This window comes from Polynucleobacter sp. JS-Polo-80-F4 (assembly GCF_018881965.1).
In the GTDB taxonomy this organism is placed as follows: domain Bacteria; phylum Pseudomonadota; class Gammaproteobacteria; order Burkholderiales; family Burkholderiaceae; genus Polynucleobacter.
This window is the reverse complement of sequence record NZ_JACVPI010000001.1, coordinates 1378418-1402367: the sequence shown is the minus strand read 5'-3', so window position 1 is coordinate 1402367 and position 23950 is coordinate 1378418. Positions and strand designations below refer to the sequence as shown.

23 protein-coding genes are annotated in these 23950 nt (G+C 46.3%); 8 read left to right on the top strand and 15 right to left on the bottom strand.

The window, feature by feature from the left end; all coding sequences use genetic code 11:
- Positions 1 to 2 precede the first annotated feature (2 nt).
- Positions 3 to 1187, top strand: coding sequence for a CaiB/BaiF CoA-transferase family protein (locus tag ICN20_RS07220; RefSeq protein WP_216239140.1), 1185 nt, complete (start codon positions 3 to 5; stop codon positions 1185 to 1187).
- Here ICN20_RS07220 and cls read toward each other — a convergent pair.
- Both cls and ICN20_RS07210 read right to left on the bottom strand, forming a co-directional pair.
- On the bottom strand, positions 1184 to 2662 hold the full coding sequence (cls, locus tag ICN20_RS07215; RefSeq protein WP_216239135.1) for a cardiolipin synthase: 1479 nt from the start codon (positions 2660 to 2662) through the stop codon (positions 1184 to 1186). The genes ICN20_RS07220 and cls overlap by 4 nt on opposite strands.
- Positions 2659 to 3411: an endonuclease/exonuclease/phosphatase family protein gene (locus tag ICN20_RS07210; RefSeq protein WP_216239133.1), complete on the bottom strand. Its 753-nt coding sequence runs from the start codon at positions 3409 to 3411 to the stop codon at positions 2659 to 2661. The genes cls and ICN20_RS07210 overlap by 4 nt, the downstream gene beginning before the upstream one ends.
- 266 nt (positions 3412 to 3677) lie before the next feature.
- On the opposite strand from ICN20_RS07210, the gene ICN20_RS07205 reads away from it, so the two are divergent.
- Together ICN20_RS07205 and ICN20_RS07200 are read left to right on the top strand one after the other, a co-directional pair.
- Positions 3678 to 4373, top strand: a complete 696-nt coding sequence (locus tag ICN20_RS07205) for an ABC transporter permease (protein ID WP_216239131.1) — start codon at positions 3678 to 3680, stop codon at positions 4371 to 4373.
- Positions 4366 to 5073: an ATP-binding cassette domain-containing protein gene (locus ICN20_RS07200; RefSeq protein ID WP_216239130.1), complete on the top strand. Its 708-nt coding sequence runs from the start codon at positions 4366 to 4368 to the stop codon at positions 5071 to 5073. The genes ICN20_RS07205 and ICN20_RS07200 overlap by 8 nt, the downstream gene beginning before the upstream one ends.
- On the opposite strand, the gene ICN20_RS07195 is transcribed toward ICN20_RS07200, so the two are convergent.
- From ICN20_RS07195 to ICN20_RS07140, 12 genes are all read right to left on the bottom strand, one after another.
- Positions 5074 to 5397, bottom strand: coding sequence for a hypothetical protein (locus tag ICN20_RS07195; RefSeq protein WP_216239128.1), 324 nt, complete (start codon positions 5395 to 5397; stop codon positions 5074 to 5076).
- 3 nt (positions 5398 to 5400) lie between these two features.
- Positions 5401 to 6462, bottom strand: coding sequence for a formate dehydrogenase subunit gamma (locus ICN20_RS07190; RefSeq protein WP_216239126.1), 1062 nt, complete (start codon positions 6460 to 6462; stop codon positions 5401 to 5403).
- Positions 6463 to 6509: 47 nt separating this feature from the next.
- Positions 6510 to 6746 (bottom strand): hypothetical protein, encoded by a 237-nt coding sequence (locus tag ICN20_RS07185; protein WP_215392298.1) that lies wholly within the window; start codon positions 6744 to 6746, stop codon positions 6510 to 6512.
- A complete protein-coding gene (gene fdh3B, locus ICN20_RS07180; RefSeq protein ID WP_215392297.1) occupies positions 6746 to 7402 on the bottom strand; it encodes a formate dehydrogenase FDH3 subunit beta in 657 nt (218 codons plus the stop codon). Before fdh3B ends, ICN20_RS07185 begins: the two co-directional genes overlap by 1 nt.
- Before the next feature lie 27 nt (positions 7403 to 7429).
- Positions 7430 to 10408 (bottom strand): formate dehydrogenase subunit alpha, encoded by a 2979-nt coding sequence (locus ICN20_RS07175; RefSeq protein WP_216239124.1) that lies wholly within the window; start codon positions 10406 to 10408, stop codon positions 7430 to 7432.
- A 60-nt stretch (positions 10409 to 10468) separates the two neighbouring features.
- Positions 10469 to 10690 (bottom strand): hypothetical protein, encoded by a 222-nt coding sequence (locus tag ICN20_RS07170; protein ID WP_216239123.1) that lies wholly within the window; start codon positions 10688 to 10690, stop codon positions 10469 to 10471.
- A gap of 115 nt (positions 10691 to 10805) precedes the next feature.
- The gene (locus ICN20_RS07165) at positions 10806 to 11444 is read right to left on the bottom strand and encodes a molecular chaperone (protein WP_216239121.1); all 639 of its coding nucleotides are present in this window, start codon (positions 11442 to 11444) and stop codon (positions 10806 to 10808) included.
- Entirely contained in the window at positions 11441 to 13531 is a 2091-nt protein-coding gene (locus ICN20_RS07160; protein ID WP_216239118.1) for a 4Fe-4S dicluster domain-containing protein, read from the bottom strand. Before ICN20_RS07160 ends, ICN20_RS07165 begins: the two co-directional genes overlap by 4 nt.
- Before the next feature lie 11 nt (positions 13532 to 13542).
- On the bottom strand, positions 13543 to 14139 hold the full coding sequence (locus tag ICN20_RS07155) for a DUF3306 domain-containing protein (protein WP_216239116.1): 597 nt from the start codon (positions 14137 to 14139) through the stop codon (positions 13543 to 13545).
- Positions 14139 to 14654, bottom strand: coding sequence for a DUF3305 domain-containing protein (locus ICN20_RS07150; protein ID WP_370624535.1), 516 nt, complete (start codon positions 14652 to 14654; stop codon positions 14139 to 14141). The genes ICN20_RS07155 and ICN20_RS07150 overlap by 1 nt, the downstream gene beginning before the upstream one ends.
- A 32-nt stretch (positions 14655 to 14686) precedes the next feature.
- Complete coding sequence (apbC, locus tag ICN20_RS07145; protein WP_216239113.1) at positions 14687 to 15775, bottom strand: iron-sulfur cluster carrier protein ApbC; 1089 nt, start codon at positions 15773 to 15775, stop codon at positions 14687 to 14689.
- Positions 15776 to 15901: 126 nt separating this feature from the next.
- On the bottom strand, positions 15902 to 16102 hold the full coding sequence (locus tag ICN20_RS07140; protein ID WP_216239112.1) for a heavy-metal-associated domain-containing protein: 201 nt from the start codon (positions 16100 to 16102) through the stop codon (positions 15902 to 15904).
- Positions 16103 to 16153: 51 nt separating this feature from the next.
- Between ICN20_RS07140 and ICN20_RS07135 the strand changes: the two genes are divergently transcribed.
- Positions 16154 to 18433 carry a cation-translocating P-type ATPase gene (locus ICN20_RS07135; protein WP_216239111.1) on the top strand — a complete coding sequence of 760 codons (2280 nt, stop codon included), beginning with the start codon at positions 16154 to 16156 and terminating at the stop codon, positions 18431 to 18433.
- A 7-nt stretch (positions 18434 to 18440) separates the two neighbouring features.
- Here the strand turns inward: ICN20_RS07135 and ICN20_RS07130 are convergent, their stop codons facing one another.
- Positions 18441 to 19157, bottom strand: a complete 717-nt coding sequence (locus tag ICN20_RS07130) for a DUF3047 domain-containing protein (protein WP_370624534.1) — start codon at positions 19155 to 19157, stop codon at positions 18441 to 18443.
- 128 nt (positions 19158 to 19285) lie between these two features.
- Between ICN20_RS07130 and ICN20_RS07125 the strand changes: the two genes are divergently transcribed.
- From ICN20_RS07125 to ICN20_RS07110, 4 genes are read left to right on the top strand one after another with little or no spacing between them, the layout of a single operon-like run.
- Positions 19286 to 20782 carry a glycosyltransferase family 39 protein gene (locus ICN20_RS07125; RefSeq protein ID WP_216239109.1) on the top strand — a complete coding sequence of 499 codons (1497 nt, stop codon included), beginning with the start codon at positions 19286 to 19288 and terminating at the stop codon, positions 20780 to 20782.
- A gap of 49 nt (positions 20783 to 20831) precedes the next feature.
- On the top strand, positions 20832 to 21875 hold the full coding sequence (locus ICN20_RS07120) for a lysylphosphatidylglycerol synthase transmembrane domain-containing protein (protein WP_216239107.1): 1044 nt from the start codon (positions 20832 to 20834) through the stop codon (positions 21873 to 21875).
- Positions 21876 to 21892: 17 nt separating this feature from the next.
- A complete protein-coding gene (locus ICN20_RS07115; RefSeq protein ID WP_216239105.1) occupies positions 21893 to 23152 on the top strand; it encodes a glycosyltransferase family 9 protein in 1260 nt (419 codons plus the stop codon).
- Positions 23153 to 23157: 5 nt separating this feature from the next.
- Positions 23158 to 23949 carry a phosphatase PAP2 family protein gene (locus ICN20_RS07110; RefSeq protein WP_216239103.1) on the top strand — a complete coding sequence of 264 codons (792 nt, stop codon included), beginning with the start codon at positions 23158 to 23160 and terminating at the stop codon, positions 23947 to 23949.
- The last annotated feature ends 1 nt before the right edge of the window (position 23950 follow it).

Below are 23950 nucleotides of genomic sequence, written 5' to 3'. Positions count from 1 at the left end.
TGATGAGTATTCGTCCACTAGATGGGATTACTGTTGTCTCTTTAGAGCATGCAATTGCAGCTCCTTTTTGTACTCGCCAATTAGCCGACTTGGGTGCAAGAGTAATTAAGGTGGAGCGCCCTGGTGGGGGTGACTTTGCTAGAGGATATGACACGCAGGTGGATGGACTGTGCTCTCACTTTGTTTGGGTAAATCGCTCCAAGGAAAGTTTGACCTTAGATCTCAAGCAACCAGCAGCCATTGCAACACTGAAGACTTTACTAAAGACCGCTGATGTCTTAGTGCAAAATCTCGCGCCAGGCGCTGCTGCACGCATGGGACTGACTGCAGAGGTCTTACAAAAGGATAATCCGCAACTCATTCTGTGTGATATCTCAGGCTACGGCAGTGACGGCCCCTATCGAGATAAAAAAGCTTACGACTTACTCATTCAAAGTGAAGCAGGATTCTTATCGGTTACCGGAACCCCTGAAATACCTAGCAAGGCCGGTAACTCTATTGCTGATATCGCTGCAGGTATGTATGCCTATACCAATATCTTGGCGGCACTTTTGCAAAGAGGAAAAACAGGTAAAGGCTCAGTGATTGATATCTCCATGCTGGAATCCCTTGGCGAATGGATGAGCTTTCCAATGTACTACGCCTACAAGGGCGCAGAACCACCGCCAAGAAATGGTGCATCTCATGCCACTATTTATCCGTATGGCCCATTCAAAGCAGGTGATGGCAAGACCGTCATGCTGGGACTTCAAAATGAACGTGAATGGGTGCAGTTTTGCGAGCTTGTATTAGAGAACTCAGCATTAGCAAAGGATGAGCGGTTTGATCGTAACTTCAAGCGCAATGAAAAACGGATTGAACTTTTAGAAATTATTGATGCCTGCTTTAGCAAGCTTACGTCCGAACAACTAATCGCCAGACTTGAGAAGGCACAAATTGCAAATGCCCATCTCAATGATATGGAGGGCCTCTGGAAACATGAGCAGCTGAAAGCGCGGAATCGCTGGACCGAAGTCGATACACCCAATGGTGCTATTGCAGCCCTGTTACCACCCGGCCTCAATGACAGCTACGACTATCGCATGGACCCCATTCCTGCTGTTGGAGAGCATACCGACTCCATCCTGAAAGAACTCGGAATAGCGGAGTCTGACATTGCAGATATGCGGGCAAGCGGAGCGATTTAAAGCAGTGGCGAAGTGAGATGGGCAGCGTTCTCAAGATAGCGATGCCATGCTGGTCTTTTTGCCCAAGCTTTAGGATCAACATAGTCCGACTGCTCCAAGTAGGACTGAATTAACCTCTCCAGGTTGGCGCAGAAATCGTTGTCATAAACAATCAAGCTAATTTCAAAGTTCAAACGCAAACTACGCTGGTCAAAATTGACTGAACCAAAAATTGCAATGCGCTTATCAATCAAAAGACTCTTGGTATGCAACAGCCCACCTTTAAACTCAGCAATCTTGACCCCAGAGGTCATTAAATCCTGATAGAAGCTTTTGCTACTCCACGCCACTAAGGTCGAGTCATTCAGTTTTGGCACAATTAAGGTGACATTGACACCTCGCCTTGCGGAAGCCATGAGTGCTTGAAGCAAGCCATCATCTGGACCAAAGTAAGGCGTCGTTATAGTCAACTCTTCACGTGCATCAATAATGGCTGAGAGCATCACTTGATACAAAATGTCATCACGATATACCGGTCCTGATGCGAACTCCTGTGCGATAACCCCGCCCTCTCTTGGCGCAGGTGGAGGGGAGCGGTCATTAAAGTGAGTGACCCTGGGATTATCAACACTCCAGTCAAAGGAGAAAGTTAATTCAAACTGCGCTGCAACAGGCCCTTCTACACGGACCATCGCATCAACCCATTCACCAACACCTGAATCTTGTTTAAAGGTTCGAGGGTCAACCAAATTCATACTGCCAGTCCACACTACCGAGCCATCCACGATAAATATTTTCCGATGCAAACGCAAATCTGCACGGCGGAACTGAAAGCGGCCAATCTGAATCGGTAATGCTTCTGTCACGTCAATGCCCGCACTTCGGAAGCGAGAGGGCCATGACGACTTGAACCAATCTTTGCTACCGAGAGAATCCAATAGAACACGACAAGCCACGCCCCGTTTTGAAGCAGCAATGACAGCCTCCCCCACCCGATCAGCATCTCCTCCCAAAGCCCAGATATAGAACTCCATATTCAGAGTCTTTTGAGCCTGATTAATCTCATCAATAAATAACTGAAGAATGTCGAGTGACTTTGTGTAAAGCTCAACTTTGTTGCCATCGACAACGGGAGTGCCATTATTTGATTCAGCCAAGATACTTAAGGCCCTAGCTTCTACAGGCAATTTTGATCTTTCACTCGCAAATTCTCTACATAACTGTTGAGTAATTTGCGCATACTCTAGATTCATACGTTTAATTTTTCGCGTCAAACTACGACCTACGGGGCGCTCACCAATCAATACATATAAAGAAATCCCCAATAGTGGAAAAGTCATCACAATAAAAATCCACGCAAATGCAACTCCTACTGGTCTTCTAACTGAAATGATTACACCAATAAAGTAGGTCACCATTAAAAAATGAATTAATAAAATCAATCTCAAATTGAACACAGATTGCGTATTAATAAAAATTCCTAATAAGTCATTCATTTAAGTTCCAATTCGGCTGTAATGCCTAGATGATCTGATAGCTTTAACCATTCATGCAAAATTTGTGCAGAATGAATTTTTAATCCACGAACATAAATGCGGTCCATAGCGAGCAACGGCTTCACGCTTGGGAATGTTTTTGCCGGTGAACCGGTCAGCACCTCAAAGACTTCATCAAAACCAGCAGCCTTCATAGGTGCACTCACACGATTGCGCCAGTCATTAAAGTCCCCCGCCACAATGGTGGGGCCATTTTGAGTTAAATCCTGAATATGCCCAATGATGGCTTCTAGCTGGCGCTCTCTCCCCCGCTCAAAGAGTGCTAAATGCACACAAAAACAATGAATAGGTTGATCTAAACCATCTAGTTTTGTCACACTATGAAGTAGTCCACGATTTTCAAAACGATATGCTGATATGTCGTAGTTATTTCCCTTTTGTTGAGGATGCTTGGACAGGATGGCATTGCCATGATGACCATCGCGATACTCGACATTTTTTCCGTAATGCCAGTCATGCCAAAAATCCTCAGAAAGAAAGTGCGTCAACTCTGTCAGGGGCCATTGGCTAAAACGCCGAATTCTTCCTCGATGCTCTTGCTGCAGCTCTTGTAAAAAAAGGAGGTCTGGATGTTGACTGCGCATTTTTTGGCGCAGCTGATAAATAGTGGCGTGTCGGTGCAGCGGTGATAAGCCTTTATGGACATTCATGCTCAATACTGTAAAACGGGTCGTTTTATTGACGCTCATTAAAACTGTCCCGCTGCGCGCTGTCGTCGAACACGCGCTAAGTAGATTTCACCCTCAACCAACTCCTGGCACTGCATACATTTATTACAAATTGACGCCTGCTCTCTTAACTCGTCAATTGAGTCTATCGGGTGGGTATCTAAATACTCACGCAAATCCACGTCGAGGACCTCGTTGCAGAGGCAAACCGCTTCAGCCATAGGTCAAAAATAGGGGAATCAATCTCATTACAGTCATTTTGCCACTGCCTTGATAGAATCTAGCGCATGTTGAAAGCTTTTCAGGATGCCCTTTCCCTTCTTGCTCACCTAGATGCAGGTGTGCTGGGGATCGTATTGGTTTCCCTCCAGGTTAGCCTGACCGCCCTTCTAATAGGCACACTCCTGGGTCTGCCGATCGGCGCCCTTCTGGCAACCGAACGATTTGCGGGTAAAAAGACCATTATTGTGACCCTCAATACGCTAATGGGTGTCCCCACGGTCATTGTTGGCGTTTTGGTTTATCTCATGCTCTCACGCACAGGCCCCCTTGGCATGTGGGGCTGGCTTTTTACAGTCAAAGGCATGATCGTTGCCCAAACGTTGCTCACAACCCCATTAATCGCCGCCCTCAGCCGGCAAATACTGGAAGACTCCTGGAAAATACACCGCGACTCATTCCTGAGCCTCAGACTTCCTCCCTTGTCGCGATTTAAGTGGCTTATTTGGGATTGCCGCTTCTCCCTTACTATTGCGGTCCTTGCTGGTCTAGCAAGGGCAATATCCGAGGTTGGAGCGGTCATGATTGTTGGCGGCAATATTGATCACTCCACCAGAACGATGACTACCGCCATTGCCTTAGAGACTAGCAAGGGTGATTTGCCTTTGGCTCTCGCCCTTGGCATAGTCCTGTTAACCATTGTTCTGCTTGCCAATCTATTTACTTTTGCAGTTCGCCAAATTGCGGAGCGCCGCTATGGTTAATTCAGTAGAAACTTTTGAAAAGTTCATTGAACTTAAAGACATCGTTGTCAAGAGTAATGGCAGAACGATTCTCAATATCCCTCACGCTATTATTCCGGCCGATAGAATTACTGCTTGCATTGGGCCGAATGGTGCCGGCAAAACTACCCTCTTGAAGCTTCTTGATGGCCTGATTAAACCAGATAGTGGAACAGTAAGTTATTCCTTTAAAACAAAGAGCGCATTAGTGTTGCATCACACCCCAATGATTAAAGCATCGGCCGCAACTAATCTTGGAATGGTGCGGGATGCAGACCACTCCATTGGCAAGGACGATCTAGACCGAGTAATGAATCAAGTTGGCTTAAGCAAGCTAGCCAATAGTCCAGCACATAAATTATCCGCAGGTGAAAGACAAAAGCTTTGTCTTGGCAGAGCCATTCTTCAAAGACCCAACTTAGTTTTGTTAGATGAACCTACCGCTAACCTAGACCCGAGCACTACCGAACAGGTTGAAGAGCTCATCCGTCAATTTGATCAACAAGGGGCGAATGTCATTTTTTCATCTCACCAACTCGCTCAAGTACAGAGAATTGCTGAGCACATCATTTTTATTGACCAAGGTGAGATAAAAGAAAAGGGACCCGTAGGCCCCTTCTTTGCTGATCCTCAAACACAAGCAGCGAAACGCTACCTGCGTCAAGAATTGCTCAGCGATTAATTACTTAGCTGCTGGCGCTGCGGGTGTTGCTGCCGCTGCTGGAGCAGCAGGAGCTGCTGGAGCAGCCGCTGCAGCAACTACTGGCGGAACAAATGGTGGAGGCGCTACACATGCAGCAGGTGCAGCAGTCCCAGCTACTTTAAAACGATCCGCGACGCGATTTTGTGCTTGGCATAACTGATATGCACCAACTCTATCGCCATAAGCAGTTTTAGCTTTGGTTAGAGCTGCTGCCTCTGCCTGCTCAGGAGTCAACGGCGGCAGAGCTGCAAATACAGAAGATGCAGCAAATGCGCAGAATGTAAAAGCAATGATTTTTTTCATGGCTTATCCCTTTTTGTTGATTTCGTCATACCAGAGCTCATGGTGCTCTTTAGCCCAAGTAGCATCCACGTAACCAGTCTTCATGCCATCGATTGAACCTTGCATACCAATGGTGCCGATATAGATGTGACCCATTGCCATCGCAGACATCAAGATAGCAGCACTGCTATGAATGATGTTAGCAATCTGCATCGTGCCACGAGTGTATTCAATAGTCATGAATGGCACGATCATGTCGAGTACAAATCCGGATGCTGAAATTACCAGACCCAAGAATGTCATACCAAACCAGAACCAGATCTTTTCACCGCCATTAAAGAAGCCGGCTGGCACGTGCTTACCGCTGAACATTCCACCAAAGGTTAAATACCATTGCAGGTCACCTTTGCCAGGCAAGTTCTTATGTGCAAAGAGTAAGAAGAAGATCACGATACAAATGGTAAATAAAGGACCTGTGAAGTTATGGATGTTTTTGCAAACCATTAGGAAAGAGCCATAAGCTGCACCGCCCATCAATGGCATAGCAAAGTACTTACCGTAAAGAATCAATAAACCAGTGAAGGCCAAGGCTAAAAAGCTAAAAGCCATCAACCAGTGCACTAAGCGATCAAAGGCGCTAAAGCGTTTGATTTTGATGCCTGACATTGGCTCATGCAGTTTGATTGAACCCTTTACTGTGTACATCGCAATAATGCCAAAGAAGGCAATCGCCAATAACCAGCCGCCATATACAGTAATAACGCCATTGCGAATCAAGCGCCATTCTTGACCTGAGCGCTGAATTAAAACGCTAGCCTCTTTATCAGGAATGCTAACGAAGTTATATGGATCGCTGTTTGCGGTAGTAAAGATAGAAGGGTTTGCTGGCTGAGACTGGGCTTGAGTTCCGTTAGCCAAAGCATTTGGATTTGCAGGCACTGACGAAGGCGGAATATCCACTCCGCTAGCAGATGGCAAAGGCAACATCGGCGCGCGCTCTGCGAAACTGATTCCACTTGCCATAGTCAGCGACAAACCAGCAGCCACCACCAAAGTGCGTAGAACTCTAGAAAATGATCGTTTCATACACATGTCCTTAAACGTTTTCGTTTTATTTATTGTTATTTAGTTGATCACTTAACGCGACTGTATTCGTTTTGACCCTGAGTGCGCTTGTCAACTGACTCAGTCCAGCTAGCCTGATTGCCTGGCGTCCAACCCTTAGTCACGAATCCATTATTAGCACCCATATAAGGAGCTACGTCTGGACGCTTAGCAGCTTTAGCAGCAATTTCTGGAGGCTCAGAGCAGGCGGCCAACAACGTCGCTGCTGCAAAACATAAACCGAGAGTTTTGAAATTCACTTTCATTATTTAGCTCCTGGAATTTTTGCAGCAGGTGTTGGTGTAGGCGCTGGCGCATCTGGTCCACCGTACGCAGTATTCCAACCGAAAGCCTTGGATCCTGGGTACTTGCCATTCTTCTCACGTGTCGCAACACGATTATTAAAGATGCCAGAAATAATATCGCTATCACCACCGATCAATGCCTTGGTTGAACACATCTCAGCACAGAGTGGCAACTTGCCTTCTGCCAAACGATTACGGCCATACTTCTCAAACTCTGCAACGCTGCCATTTTCTTCAGGGCCGCCACTACAGAATGTGCACTTATCCATTTTGCTACGGGAACCAAAGGCACCCTTGCTTAAGAACTGTGGTGCGCCAAATGGGCAAGCGAAAGAGCAGTAGCCACAACCGATACAGATATCTTTATCGTGCAGTACAACACCCTCATCTGTGCGGTAGAAACAATCTACTGGACATACCGCCATACAAGGAGCGTCACTACAGTGCATACATGCAACTGAAACTGACTTTTCTTGACCGATGATGCCATCGTTTACCGTAACAACGCGGCGGCGATTAACACCCCAAGGCACTTCATTATCATTTTTACAGGCCGTGACACAACCGTTGCATTCAATGCATCGCTCTGTGTCGCAAATAAATTTCATTCTTGCCATTGTGTTCTCCTGACTTTATTTTTTGACTTAGGCAAATTTTTCGATTTGGCACATAGTGGTTTTGGTTTCTTGCATCATCGTGACCTGGTCGTAACCATACGTTGTTGCAGTATTCACCGCCTCACCCTGAACTACCGGGGCCGCACCTTCTGGATAGTATTTGCGGATGTTTTCGCCCTGCCACCAACCAGCAAAGTGGAATGGAACGAAAGCAGTTCCTTGATCAACACGCTCTGTAACCATTGCGCGAACTTTAATCTTGGCACCCGTTGGCGACTTCACCCAAACATAATCCCAGTTCTTAATACCGCGATCCGCTGCAGCCTTTGGATTGATCTCCACAAAGTTTTCTTGTTGGAGTTCTGCCAGCCATGGATTAGAACGAGTCTCATCACCACCACCCTCGTACTCAACCAAACGCCCAGAGGTCAGAATGATTGGGAACTTCTCATATAACTTCTGATTCAAGTTTTGATCTTGAACAGTCTTATAGAGAGTTGGCAAGCGCCAGAAATTCTTCTTATCAGCAGAAGTTGGGTACTTACGCATCATTGGCGCATTTGTACTGTAAAGCGCTTCACGGTGAGTTGGAATCGCATCAGGGAAGTTCCAAACTACGGCACGTGCTTTTGCATTACCAAATGGATGGCAACCGTTCTTCATTACCACGCGCTGAATACCGCCGGATAAGTCAGTCTTCCAGTTTTTTCCTTCAGCGAGTTTTTTCTCGTCGTCGGTTAACTGATCCCACCAACCTAATTTCTTCACTAATACGTGATCGAACTCTGGGTAACCAGTGGTAATCGCTGAACCCTTAGAGTAGGAACCGTCTTCCGCCAACAAGCTCTTACCTTCACGCTCAACACCGAAGTTGGCGCGGAAGTTACCACCACCCTCCATGACGCTCTTGCTGGTGTCATACAGATTTGGTGAACCAGGATGCTTGATTGCTGCTGTGCCGTAGCAAGGCCAAGGCAAGCCATAGTAGTCGCCCGTTGTGTCATATCCAGTGACTGGATCGACGCCGCCGCGAGACTTGAGAGTCTTCGGATCAAATGTAGCAACCATTCTCATGTGCGCTTTGAGGCGCTCAGGAGTTTGACCGGTGTAACCAATGGTCCAGCATGAGCGATTGATCTCGCGCAAGATGTCTTCAATTTGTGGCTCTTTCCATTGCTTACCGGCAAATTTAGAACTGAGCATCTTGTAGTTCTTGGAGAGCTCTTCGCCGAAACCTAAGCGATCAGCAAATGCTTGCATGATCACATGGTCAGGAACAGACTCAAACAATGGATCGATAACTTTCTCACGCCATTGCAATGAGCGGTTTGATGCTGTAGCAGAACCACAGGTCTCAAACTGCGTTGCCGCTGGCAGTAAATACACATTACGATTCTTATTAACTGCCTGACCTTCTGCAGCAGGCATTGCAGCCATTGCAGCGGTAGCACTTGGGTATGGATCAACAACAACTAAGAGATCCAATTTATCCATCGCACGCTTCATGTCAAGGCCGCGAGTTTGTGAGTTAGGTGCATGACCCCAGAAGAACAAACCTTTAACGTTTGTTTGCTGGTCAATCATGTCATTCTTCTCAAGAACCGCATCTACCCAACGAGAAACAGTAGTACCTGATTTCTCCATCATGTCAGGTGCATAGCGACCTTTAATCCATTCGTAGTCAACACCCCAAACAGTTGAGAAGTGTTTCCATGAACCGGCAGCCAAGCCATAGTAGCCAGGCAATGAGTCTGGGTTAGGACCTACGTCAGTTGCGCCTTGAACATTATCGTGTCCGCGGAAAATATTTGTACCGCCGCCAGACTTACCTACGTTACCTAAGGCCAATTGCAAAATACAGGACGCGCGTACGATGGCGTTACCAATGGTGTGCTGGGTTTGACCCATACACCAAACAACTGTACTAGGACGATTCATTGCCATCGTTTTAGCTGCTTGGTAAACCTGTGCTTCAGGAACACCACATGCCTCTTCAACTGCAGCAGGAGTCCACTTCTCCATCACCTCTTTGCGAATCTCGTCCATGCCATAAACACGGTCGTTGATGTACTTCTTGTCTTCCCAGCCGTTTTTAAAGATGTGATACAGCATGCCAAATAAGAATGGAATGTCAGTACCAGAACGAATACGGATGTACTGGTCTGACTTAGCAGCAGTACGGGTGTAGCGCGGATCAACCACGATCACTTTGCAACCATTTTCTTTTGCGTGCAAAAGCATCAACATTGAAACAGGGTGAGCCTCAGCAGCATTTGAACCGATGTACAAAGCAGCCTTGGAATTCATCATGTCGTTGTAGCTATTGGTCATCGCACCATAGCCCCAGGTGTTAGCAACACCGGCAACTGTTGTGGAGTGACAAATACGAGCCTGATGGTCTGTATTGTTTGTGCCAAAGAAAGAGACCCACTTACGGAGTAAGTAGGCCTGTTCATTGTTGTGCTTAGAGGAGCCGATAAAGAACATCGCATCCGGAGAATATTTCTCACGAATAGTCTTCATCTGCGCAGTAATTTCAGTTAAGGCTTGATCCCAAGAAATGCGTTGGTACTTTCCATCAACCAACTTCATTGGATAACGTAAACGGTAATCACCGTGGCCGTGCTCACGCAAGGCGGCGCCTTTAGCGCAGTGAGCACCCATATTAATTGGGGAATCAAACACGGCATCCTGACGAACCCAAACACCATTTTCAACTGTAGCGTCAACCGCGCAGCCTACTGAACAGTGGGTGCAGATTGATCTCTTCACTTCAATCTTGCCCTTGCCATCAAGCATTGCCTTGCTTTGCTCAGCAGAAGCTTTTTGCACGAAGCTTAATTGACTAGCAGCGATACCGGCTCCAACTCCTACGCCTGAACGTTTAAGGAATGAGCGGCGATCCATCGTTGGCACGGCAGCTTTTAAGCCGCGTGACAAGCTGCCAATCAGGCGTGATGTTGAACGACTGCTTTGTGGGGTATTGGATTTACGAGTCAGACTCATATGTTGTCCCTGAGAAAGTTTTTGTATTTATTGAGTAACAGTTAAAGCAAACAAAGATCGTTAAATCAAAGTAGTTTCGTAATACTTGCGCATGTGAGCGGTCATGGTTTGACCAACATCTTTCACTGTTTTGGTGCCAGTAATTTCCTGGATAACTGCTTTACCAACTGGAGTTTGACTAACGACAGCGACAGCACCGACAGCGGCGCCTGCACCAATAAAGAACTTACGGCGCGACGGCTTGTTTTCTTCGCTTAAGGCGACGGTAGATTTAGTGCTCATAGCATGCTCCTATTTGATTTTTCTTGATTCGGGTCAAGTGTAATTGTTTATTGCATTTTTGACATATCGTTGTAACAGAATGCATCTAAGGGATTCCCTATGTTGCGATGCAACATTAAATCATGTCAAAGCCCTGCCCTTCAATCGCTAGGAATTCTCGAGTTAGCGAGGCGATTGGGTGGTAAAGATGCATCTCCGGAATGCCTTCTATTGCATCGCACAATTCGTCATACCAGGGGCGAATGTGTTGGTTAAAAAAAACCCTTTGATTTGTAAGGTTTGAGATCTCGACATCATCACCTGCAATCAGGTATCGCATCACCTCAGAAAGAGCAGAAATATGGTCCTCGGTTTCTGTAATTTCTTGAGCAGCCTCAAGCCCAAACTCAGCCAAAGCTTTGCGGATATTGACTAAAGGCTTCTCGTTTAAATGACCCGCCATATAAAAGGAGCCATTCAAAACGACGTTGGGCTTACCAACGCTAATGAAATTCAAATCAAACTCATCATGCCAGGCCTTGGCGGGATTATTTTTAGCAACCTCAACTACGTCCATCCAGACTTTAGCTAATGGCGCGTCATCAGCGGCATCGTATTGATCTGCGGTCGCCGCAATTTGATCTAAAAGCTCTTGATCAGGAGGCATCTGAAAAAAACGAGCGATCAAGCCATACAAATCTGCGCGCGCTAGATCCTCTGGTAAGCCAACATCCCCTACTTCTGCAGATAAATTCTCTTTTTCTATTTCACTCATGTTTCTTTTTTCACCATATCTACAACCCGACAATCACTACACATCTTCAATCGATCCATTGCGGCACCAGCAAATGCGCCATGCGCGCCTAGTTTGGTAAGCATGAGATCAACCATCTTGAGTGTTCCAAAAGGCTTGCCACAGCTAATGCAATGGAAGGCCTGTGTTTCATTTAAGGTGGTTCGTTGCTTGCGTTGCTCCACTGTTTGCAAACGAGGGGCAAGGGTTAAGGCCTTCTCAGGACAGGTTTGCACACAGATGCCACACTGAACACACTGTTTTTCAATAAACGAAAGTATGGGCTCATCAGGGTTGTCTAAAAGCGCGCCCTCAGGGCAGCCGCTGACACAAGACATACACAAGGTACAAGCATCTTTATTGATTGTCAGACCGCCCAATAAGGAAGACTTTGGAAGAGCTACTCCTGTTTCAGGTAATGGAGTCTTGGCCTGTTTTTGCAAATGCTCTAAAGCTGCCTCTAGCGTTTCTCGTTTTTGATTCGATAAACCAATGCTTGCAGGCGTGCAGATAGGGGCAAGTGAACCGCGCTGACGCAACGCCCCCATTGCTTTTGATAGGGTTGATAGATCTTCTGCAGAACTCGCCAGGATCAAGTGAATACGCTCATCAAAGCCATACGCCTTCAGAATGCTATTGGCTAAATCTGCCTGCTCTTCAAGTGCAGCACGATATGCAGGATCTTCATCACCACTTAATAGCAAGGTCACCTCGGCAAAACCATATGTCAGAGCACCAAGCCACAAGTCCAAGCCTGTTGAAGCGATGTGTTCAATGCCATAAGGTATGACAAATGAAGGAAGGCCTTCAAAGCGCTTTGGCATGATGTGTGAAGACCTACCCAGGCCATCAATCATTTGCGTGCCGGCTTTGAGGGTATGCAAAAGCAAGCTTGGAGCCATTGCTTTATTTATCTTTTTGGCTTCGGCGGTAAAGACACTCGCAACTGTTTTCAGCTCTTTGCCTTGATGAGCAACACTTGGGTAGTTGTAACGCATTGCACCGGACGGGCAAGTGGTGGCGCAGGCCCCACAACCCATACAAAGATTTGGATTGACCTCTACAGTGCCTTGGCCATTTTTAAAGATTGAACCAATGGCACCAGTTGAGCAAACGTCGATACAAGCATTGCAGCCTACCTTGCCATTACGCCCATGCGCACAAATTTTTTCGTTATAGACAAAATATTTAGGCTTCTCAAACTCCCCCACCATCTCTGACAATTGATTTACTGCCAGCGCTTGATCCAAGGGATCTATACCAGGAGCGAAATAGCCTTTCGGTGTTTGGCTCATACGCATTTTGGGATCTACTCTTAAATCCAAAATGAGATCAAATTCTGAATTACGCTCACGCTCTTTTCGATCAAAAGAAATCGCACCAATACTGGCGCATGCTGTTACGCAATCACGATGAGATTTACATTTACTTAAATCAATTTGAAAGGAAAGATCGATGGCACCTTCAGGACAGACTTCAACGCAAGCACCGCAGCGAGTGCACATCTCTGGATCAATCGGATTTTGCAGGTCCCAGTTAACCGAAAAGTTTCCTAAATAACCATCCAACTTGGTCACTGCGCCAGTAAAGATTGGATAGCTGCGAGTAAGAGGCAAGTCACCTGGCTCAGTACATAAAACAGAAACGTCTAAAGATTGACTCAGTTTTTCAGCCCAAGGAATCGCTTGGGAGCCAGCGCCAACGATCAGTAGTCTGCCTTGGCTTTCATAATTAACCACTGGAACAGGCTCAGCCTCAGGCATATCCGCCAAAGCCAGCAATGCAGCTATTTTCGGGCCGGATGTTTTAGCTTCTTGCGTCCAACCAGCAACCTCTCGAATGTTCACAAAACGTAATGGGGCAACCAAAGGCTTTTCAGCTTGATCAGCCAACTCACTAAACAGTGCACCCTCTTGAGTACATGCTATTACCAATGAATCAGAACCATCTAGCGCTTTTAAGAAAGAGCCCACTTCCTGCCTGCATAAGGATTGATGTACTGGCACACCCATTTCTTTTGCATCTAAGGGCATAGTGCCATTGCAGTTACAGACTAATTTTTGACTCATGCGCTATCTTCTTAGGTTTTTTTCTGTTTGGGCTGAATGGATGACTCACTGAGTACTTCGTTCGGTACTTCATTCGGCACTTCATCCAATGGAGCTGGTATTTGTTGTGTGGATGTTAAATCACTTTGCTGTTGAGCCGCCAATGCGTCACCCTCTAGCTGTGGATTAGGGTCCTGGCTCGCGCTTTGCTGGGAATCCTGAGCAATCTCTTCGCTCGATTTACGAAATAGATTGAGCATATCGCTCTGAACCATTCTCTCAAGCATTCCCGGCGGCAATGGATCTGGCTTACTGTAGTCATCAATATAGATATCCAATCCATCCATGATGTTGAAGTGAGGATCGGTAAACATCTTCTTTAGGGCGGCCTGTTGAACCGCTGGATCTACGTCTGGTTTCATAAAAGCAGAAAAATCTGGGTCAAGACGATCGATCTTGGCTACGTCTTCCAAGGTAGCAGGCGGTGGAACCTCTTTTGGAGCGATCTCAACAGGTGATGCCTGCGCAGATTCATTGGGAATATCTAATTTTTTTTCTGGCGGATCAACTTCGTTGACTTCCTTGCCCGCCTTACGCTTAGACCAACGACCTAAAAATCCGTCAGCCATTATTCCTCCCTAGGGCGCTCGGCACCCTTGAACGATGCAGGCTTATGACGTTTTTTGGGTTCTGGTCGATAGTTGTCATTGACGTACTCTTGCAACCAAGCAGCATGCTCGTCAATCATGGGAACGGTATCAACCGACTCACCACCATCAAGCAAGCGTGCAGCTTCGTTGTAGCTTACGCAAATACGATGTGGAACTGCAAAGGATGCTTCGGTCTTAGCCAAAGCTATAGACTCCTCATCAACGTAACGCTCAACGTCTTCTTCTAGACGCCACATCACAAACCAACTTGGAGATTTAGCAGAAACATTGAGATAGTAGCCCTCAGCCTCGTCTGGGAATAGGTCAAGTTCATAGCCTGTGAATAACCAGGATTCTCCATCGTCATCTCGCCCAAGAAACTGACCCGAGATGGAATTGCTTTGATTGCTACTGAATTGCCCAAAATCAGGTAACACTTCCTGAGGTGCCCATCGGTATGAGACCCATGGGTTATCAATATTTTGCTTACGCATTAGAACTGCAAAGCGCATAAATATTCAGGGCCTTAAGTGTTTTGAACCACAATGCTCGGAAATTTACTGCTCATATCTTTAGATAGAGTAGCAACACGGATAGCAACCTGTCTAGCAATGCCTTTATAAATGGCGCTAATGGCGCCATCTGGGTCAGCAACTACCGTCGGGCGTCCTGCATCCGCCTGTTCACGAATTGAAAGATTGAGCGGTAAAGAGCCTAAGAAATCCACTGCATACTCTTTACACATTTTTTCGCCACCGCCAGTGCCAAATACGTGCTCTTCGTGCCCGCATTTTGTACAAACGTAAGTGCTCATATTTTCAATGATGCCAATAATAGGTACGCCCACCTTCTCAAACATCTTCAGGCCCTTACGAGCATCTAATAAGGCAATATCCTGCGGCGTTGTAACAATGACGGATCCAGTAACAGGAACCTTTTGCGCTAAAGTCAGCTGAATATCACCTGTACCAGGCGGCATATCCACAATGAGGTAATCCAAATCACGCCAACGAGTTTGACGAAGCAGCTGCTCTAGCGCAGAGGTCACCATAGGACCACGCCACACCATCGGTGCATCATCGTCGATCAAGAAGCCAATTGAGCTTGCCTGCAAACCATAAGCCTCCATTGGCTCAATCGTATTTTCTTCAATTGAGTCTGGTCTACCGGTAATACCCAACATCATTGGCTGGCTGGGTCCATAGATATCCGCATCTAAAATGCCGACCTGCGCACCTTCAGCCGCAAGTGCTAGAGCCAGATTCACAGCTGTTGTGGACTTCCCTACCCCACCCTTGCCACTGGCTACCGCAATAATATTTTTGACACCAGGCAATAACTTGACGCCACGTTGCACTGCATGCGCAACAACTTGACTGGAGATATTGACGCTAACATTTTTTACGCCTGGTAACTCACGCAATGCATTGATCACTGATTTACGAATTGAGTCAAACTGACTTTTGGCGGGATAGCCCAGCACGATATCCAAAGAAATATTGCCATCTTCTACGCGAAGATTTTTAATATTCTTTGCAGTAACAAAATCAATCTTCGTATTGGGATCGACTAAGTTTTTGAGTGCGCTTTGCACAGCCTCTACAGTAACTGACACTACCTTCTCCTATGATGTGCAAATCCGAGGCTATGGCCTCAGAATGATGAATTACTTAATTGTGAATAACGGGTAGATTAACCGCGCCAGCAAAAAATTGCTTATCAGCGCCAATATCGGTACGTTCTAGGCTAAATTTGTTACAGGAAATCCAGCGTCTGTTACCAACTTGCTTGCCTGAGCAGGAGATAGAGTTGTTTCAAGAGTGACAGTCTGACTCGCCAAATCCGCCTGCACTTTTGCTTGCGGGTCCTCTGCCTGAATTGCCCGAGTTACGGCATTAATACAGCCTCCACAGGTCATACCAGATACTTTCAAACTCAACATATAGGCCTTTTAGATGTGAATATGACTTGCATGGAGTAGATTATCTTCTATATGAACCCCCAAAAAGACACTAATCCGGAGCTTTTTACTCTAGATATCGGCGGCATGACCTGCGCCTCATGTGTTGGCAGGGTTGAGAAAGCATTAGACAAAATTCCGGGGATTGAGGCGGCTAACGTGAATTTAGCCACCGAACAAGCCAAAATTCGCCTAAAAGCTGATTCCGGGGTCAAAGTCGATGAAATCATCGCTTTGGTAGAAAAAACGGGTTATTCGGCCAAAATCAGCAAATCCCATGCCATTCCAGAATTAGCGCCCTCTAAATTGTTTTGGGGGACTGATGGCCTGGGTCGAGTCATTCTGGGCTTTGCTCTCTCCGCCCCACTTTTTTTGCCCATGTTCTTAATGCCTTTTGGCATTCATTGGTCACTGTCACCAAAATGGCAACTCCTGCTTGCGACACCAGTGCAATTCTTCTTAGGTTGGCGCTTTTATAAGGCGGGCTTCAAATCTCTAATGTCGGGTGTTGGCAATATGGATTTATTGGTAGCACTTGGTACGAGCGCAGCATATGGATTAAGTGTGTATCAAATGATTGCATCTCCTCATGCAAGTCACGAACTATATTTTGAAGGATCGGCAGTCATCATTTGCATGGTCATGCTTGGCAAATGGTTGGAAGCTAGAGCAAAGCAGCAAACTAGCGAAGCAATTCGCGCACTACAAAAACTTTGGCCTGAGCACGCCAAAGTAATTAATCGAAATGTCATCATTGCCGATGACTCACCACTAGACCAATTTCGCGATCTCCCTCTGGACCAAGTATTTCCAAAAGATCGCATACTGGTATTGCCTGGTGAACGCATCCCTGTGGATGGAATTATCTTGCTTGGCAACAGTCATATTGATGAGTCCCTCCTCACCGGCGAAAGTGATCCCGTCAAAAAACATGCTGGCGAACAAGTCATCGGCGGCGCCCTCAATGGCGAAGGGTTACTGGTCATAGAGGCTCAAGCAGTAGGGGTGGAGAGTGTTCTCTCCAAAATTATTTCCATGGTAGAGGATGCGCAGACTCAAAAGGCTCCTATACAAAAATTAGTTGATCAAGTCAGCGCTATTTTTGTACCGAGTGTGATTGTGATTGCACTCATCACTGGATTAGCGAACTGGTTTTATTTAGACGATGCATCGCTTGCCATTTTGAGAGCAGTCTCTGTTCTTGTAATTGCCTGTCCATGTGCTTTAGGCCTTGCAACACCAGCAGCCATCATGGCTGGTACTGGAGTAGCAGCACGCTTTGGCATTCTTATAAAAGACCCTCAGGTTCTAGAGTTAGCGCATCGCTTAAACGTAGTTGCCTTTGATAAAACGGGCACACTCACCATTGGCAAACCTCGACTACTAGAGATCATTCCTCTTTCGAGCATGGTTACCAAGGATGACATCTTGGCAACTGCTGCAGGTCTGCAACTCGGAAGTGAACATCCTCTTGCAAAAGCACTGCTGGATGCTGCCAAACAAAAAGGCTTGGGCCCGATCACCCCAACCGACAGCAAAGCGTTGCCTGGTATTGGTATTAGTGGCAAACCAAGCTCGGGTATTTTCGCAGATCAAAGCCTTAGCCTACAAAGCATCGCATCCTTGGAGAGCAGTATTCATCACTCTGAAATACTAGAAAAAGCGCAAGCCTGTTTTGATGGTGGGCAAACCGTTAGCGTGCTAATGAGCAACGATTCATCCTTAGCGTCCCCAACACCCATTGCCATCATTGCCTTTGGAGATGAACTTAAAGACGATGCCAAACAAGCAATGAGCTCTTTGCATCAGCTCCATATTAGTACAGTGATGCTCTCTGGTGACAATACTGCAGCCGCCAATCGTGTTGCAAAAACAATTGGTATTGAAAAAGTATTTGCGCAAGTGATGCCGGGCGATAAGGCTGACATTATTCGCAAACTTCAATCCAACAATGGTAAACGCCAATTTGTGGCAATGGTGGGTGATGGTGTTAACGATGCGCCTGCCCTGGCTACCGCAGATGTCGGCATGGCAATGTCCACCGGCACTGATGTAGCCATGCAAGCTGCTGGCATCACCTTAATGAGAGGTGACCCCAATTTAGTCGCAAATGCGATTGATATATCTAAGCGGACCTGGAAAAAGATTCAGCAAAATTTATTCTGGGCATTTATCTTTAATGCTACTGGCATCCCCCTGGCTGCACTGGGCTATCTTTCACCTATGCTGGCTGGAAGCGCTATGGCGCTATCGAGCTTTTGCGTTCTCAGCAATGCACTACTGCTGAAACGTTGGCGCCCTACGCATCAATAGATAGAGATTACTTTTGGTTCTTGCGAATCAATTCAATATCGCCGTAAAAGGCACGTGTTTCTGACTTAGTGTTATCTGTATCTGTCAGGAGGGCAATGCCAATGATTTCACCAGGCGCTTCGCCATAAGCACGCTTATAGTCCGCAGATAAATCACGTTGATGTTTATGCCACTGACCTAAATTGTCCCAACCAGAATCCACCACAATCATTTTGACTCGAGAGGTATGCGCATTGGTAATGATGGTATCGACAGGTGATTTTCCAGACCAGATATACATCAAGGTGGCATAAGGCATCTCTTGGCCACTAATGAGATTGGCCATCTCAAAAGTCATTTTTTCCTTTAAGGGGAGCTTGGATTTGTTGCCATCAAACGCTACCAAGATGCGAAGCGGAGCATCGTCTGTATAACCATCGGCATTATCAGCATTAGTAATTGGGCTTAGCGCCTTCCACTCCCATTGCAGAAATAAATTAGCTGCCTGGCGCGGGCGTAACTTGACAGCCAACCCAGAAGCAGATGTTTTGGAGTTTGCGCTGAGCACTGTTTTGCCTTGATAACTTTCAAGGCGATACACCGTATTCTTTTTAAATGGGGCGATGCGATAAAAATTCCAACCATTGGGCATACCCTCACGCGCAGTTTCCGCTGAGAATTTAGGCAGCTCTTCTTGGGCTGGTAATTGATCCGCATTAAATGGCTGTCCAGCTTCGTTTTGCACAGAATCGCCACCTAGCCCAGCACACCCAGCTAGAAATAGGACTGTGCTGAGAATGAAAAATGAGGAGGCTCGCTTGAACATAACTCAATTGTCCCAAAGAATGGTCTCCGTGAGTCTAAAATCACTCAATGCGCCAACAATCACCTTCTAGCTGGGCCGCGATCTGCGTCTTTATTGCCGCAGTAGTGCATCTGGCTTTAGGCTTTTCAATAGAGTTCTCGGTTGATGAGGCTCACTATGCACTGTATGCCCAACATCTAGCCTGGAGCTATTTTGATCACCCGCCTTTGGTAGGCTGGATTCAGTGGCCTCTAATAGCCCTTACTTCATCCGAGGGAATCATTCGCTTTATTCCAGAACTACTCTGGATGATTGCTTGTTATTTGGTTTATCAAGTCACAACTGAGTTGCATCACTTTATTCGCGGACGAAATTCAGGCTATCTCACCAGTGCCTTACCATCAGCGAACTTATGTGGATTGATGGCAGTCTTGGTTGTTATCGCTGCACCGATGTTGCATATTCTGGCAATCGGTTTGCTGCCTGATACTCTGCTGGCGCCTTTAAGCTTGGGTTTAATGTTGATGGCTTTGCGCTGGTTGAGTAAAGATCAATTTAGTTTTAATGACTGGATGATTACCGGCGTCTTACTGGGGCTAGCTGGCCTTAGTAAATACACTGCTGCTTTTACTGCATTAGCGTTTTTATTTGTTTTCCTGAGTACACCCAAAAAATCATGGCTAACTAAAGTTGGTTTTTGGTTGGCGGTACTTGTTGCCCTAGTGTTTATCAGCCCAGTCCTGTATTGGAATTGGACAAATGATTGGATCTCCTTTAAATACCAGCTGGCCCACGGCGGCGGCAGCCAATGGCTATGGCGCAGGTTAGGTGCCTATATTGGAATCCAAATACTCGTCTTTGGTCCACTATTTATATTTGGGTCTTTTGTATTCCTAAAAGACTGCATGCACGCTACAAAAATATCATTGCTTGCGCTCTTCGGATTCTTTTTGATTCCATTCGCAATCTTTGTCAGCTTATCCGGTGGAGGAGGACTTCCTCACTGGACTTCACCTGCATGGTTTTGTCTCGCGCCGTTTGCTGGAATTGGTTTAGCAAAAGCATGGGCTACACAGCATCGTCGTTGGATTCGTTTCTTATTCATCTTGCAATTAGCTCTGTGCTGCATTGGCTTTGGATATGTATTGTCTGGCGGCATTAGCTCAGCATCAATCAAATCCAATCCAATCGCAGATTTATATGGCTGGAAAGCAGCAGGCCAAAAAGCTGCGACCCTAAGCAAGGCCACCAAAGCCGATGGCATAGCTGTTCAAAACTGGACGCTAGGTAGTCGCGCTGCCTGGTATGCCGCCCCTACCCCGGTATTTGTATTAGATCAGCGACAAGATCAGTTCGATCTTTGGTTTGGAGACCTGCCAAAAGGCGCAAATGTGCTACTTATTAACTGGTCGGGTATGCCTCACCCTGTGCCGGTGGGTAATAAATCGGCTTTTGAGGCTTGTGAGCCCTTAGGCAGCTTAGAGATTGAGCGTTTTGGCCGAGTTTTATCAAAATTTGACTTTAGCCTATGCAGTAATTGGCAGGGGTCCAGCCGGACGGAGTAATTCCCCCAAATTCAAGACCTTAGGCGCCCAAAGCATTATCCTTACGCTTATGAGTTCACAAGCCCAGTCCACCCCCAAAACCCAATCGGGGTGGAAATCCATTCTCAAGCGAGCTTGGCCCACAATTCGTGTTCTGCTATCCATCGCCCTACTCTGGAAAGCCACGAGTGGAATTGATTGGCACTCATTATTTGATAGCCACATTCAGATGCAACCCCTTTGGTTCTTAGCGGCTTTGGCAAGCATGATGTGTGCATTTATTTGCGGTGGCTATCGTTGGGGATTATTTATGCAAGCGGTAGGATTTCCACGCCGCATTCGCTCATACATTGGTCTTTATTTTGCAGGCGGCCTGATTAACCAAGGTTTGCCAAGTACATTAGGTGGCGATAGTTATCGTGCTATCACTGCAACGCATTTAACCAGCACCGGTAATTTATCGGAAACAAAAGAATTGGATGATGAACTTCATCATTCAGTAGATCTTGAGCAAGCTACCCCTAAATTGCGTTTAAGTTTTTCGATGGTGCTTGTCGACCGCCTTCTTGGTTTGGCTGGCAATAACTTACTTGGCGGAATTGGCCTGATATTAGGCGGCGCCACTTTAGCCACCTGGGGCCAGGACTTGGGCTATGCAGTCATGGCGGTAATGTTATTGGCGGGCGTAGCAATCGCCCTCATCTTAGCCTGGGATCCTAGCAAGCAACTCCTGCAAAAATTCTTAGATCGTTTCAATATGAATAATGCGATGCCTGGTATCAAGCTTGCATTCGCGTGGCCAAATAATATTGCTCAAGCATGCCTAGCAATTGGTATTCACTTTCTCACCATTTTGACTCTGCTGTTTTGTCTAAAAGCTTACGGAGTAGATGCACCAATTGAAGGTTTAATGATTGGCTTGCCTGCCTTGAGTTTATTGCTGATGCTTCCCATTAGCATTTCAGGATGGGGATTACGCGAAGCCACCCTATCATCAGTATTAGCCTTATGGGGTGTCAACCCATCATTAACAGTACTAGCCTCCATTAGCTATGGAGCAATTACTGTTTTGTCAGTTCTGCCTGGCGCCTATTTTTTATTAAAACGAAAATAATTCTGTAGAGTAAAACTATGACTATTAGCGTCAACACAATGCGCGCCATTGATCACTGGGTTGGTGTACCTCTTTGTGCCATCGTCAGCCCATTTATCGCTCTTATTGACGGCGTAAAAAATATTTTCAGTCGCAGCTCAGAGACACCAAAGAAATTACTCTTTATTGAACTCTCTGAAATGGGAAGTGCCATTTTGGTTGACCCAGCAATGCGTAATGCAAAAGCACGCGGAGCAGAGTTATTTTTCTTAATCTTCAAAAGTAATCGCGCTAGCCTCACTTTACTCAATACCGTCAAGCCAGAAAATATTTTCACCATTGACTCATCGAGCTTGGGTGGCCTCATTAAGGATACGCTGCGCTTTTTGATTCTTGCTCGTAAGCACCGTATTGATACCGTTATTGACTTAGAACTATTCTCCCGATTTACCGCCTTACTTACCGGGATGTGCGGTGCACGTCGTCGCGTGGGCTATCACATCTATCACGGTGAAGGCCTATGGCGTGGGTTCATGCTGACCCGCAAGGTGCATTACAACCCACACATTCATATCACCAAGAATTTCCTGTCTTTAATTCATGCAGCCTTTGCTCAAAAGATTGAAGTTCCTTTTAGCAAGATTGAGATTAAAGATTCTGAGGTGCGTTTAGAGCAGGCCATCATTAATCCAGAGGCTCTACAAAAGGTGCGTGAGCGCATTGAGAAAATGGCCAAGGAAGCTCGCATCGATTACACCCCCGGCAAAAATCGTTTGATTCTGATCAATCCAAATGCAAGCGACTTACTTCCACAGCGTCGCTGGGCACAACAACGCTTTTCTGAATTGATTCAAGCAATTCATCAGCAATATCCAAGGGATCTCATTTTGATCACTGGCTCACCTGCTGAATTTGTGTACGTAGAAAAAGTTCGTGCCGTGGCGAATGTTAAAAATGCATTGAACTTTGCCGGTCAGGTCAGCTTTGGCGAGTTGCCACCGCTCTATACCCTCTCAGATGTCATGGTGACAAATGATTCTGGTCCTGGTCACTTCTCAGCAGTAACACCATTGAGAACTGTTGTTCTGTTTGGGCCTGAGACTCCTGCTTTGTATGGTTCTGTAGGCAACTCCATCGCCATTACGGCTAACCTTGCCTGCTCACCTTGTGTGAGCGCTGCAAATCATCGCAAAACACCTTGTCACGACAATGTGTGCATGCAAGCTATTACTGTCACACAAGTGTTGGATAAGGTAATTAAGCAACTGGATGATGCTGATAAAGAGAAGGCTCGTTAAACTGGATGAGTAACAAAGCAATTCCTACATTTGCTTGGTTCATTCCACTAGCCCCTCTTGCGCTCGCCTCTCTAATCTACTTCGGCGAATTTCAAAGTAGTAGTTTTTTATTTATTAATGGCTTTACACAACTACTACCTGACACTGTTTGGGCTTGGCTAACTTTTTTTGGTAACGGCTGGGGATTGTTTGCACTTTCCTTCCCACTGTTGCTCATTGCCCCCCGCCTACTTTCAGCAGGCATTTTTTCTGGTGCGATAGCGGCTATATCGAGCGCCTTATTAAAAAGAGCTTTTGATCTACCAAGACCTGCCGGTGTTTTGACCGATGGAAGCTTTTATCGCATTGGTGAAGCACTTTTCTATAAAGCCTTTCCCTCAGGCCATACGCTGACTGTATTTGCTATTGCAAGTGCCTTTTATTTTTCTACTGAAAAGAGCAAGCGCACACTATTGTTGCCGCTATTTTTACTGGCATTATTAGTGGGACTTTCACGCAGCGCTGTAGGAGCTCACTGGCTTACTGATGTTCTAGGGGGCGCAGGCTTTGGCATCTGGTGCGGAATGATTGGGGCTTTAATAGCAAACCAATTGCCGGAGGCCCAACTAGGACCAAGAAAGATTTGGGCGCACCTGATTGCGCTTGGTGGTGTTGTGGCCATGTATGCCCACCTGACTCAAGTGATGGATTTAGAGCTCAATCTTCCATTGCAATATTTATCTATTGCCATTGTGGCTACTACTCTCGTCTTTTATATAAAGGCGCAATTTACCCAAACACCTGGCAAGGCACAGTAAT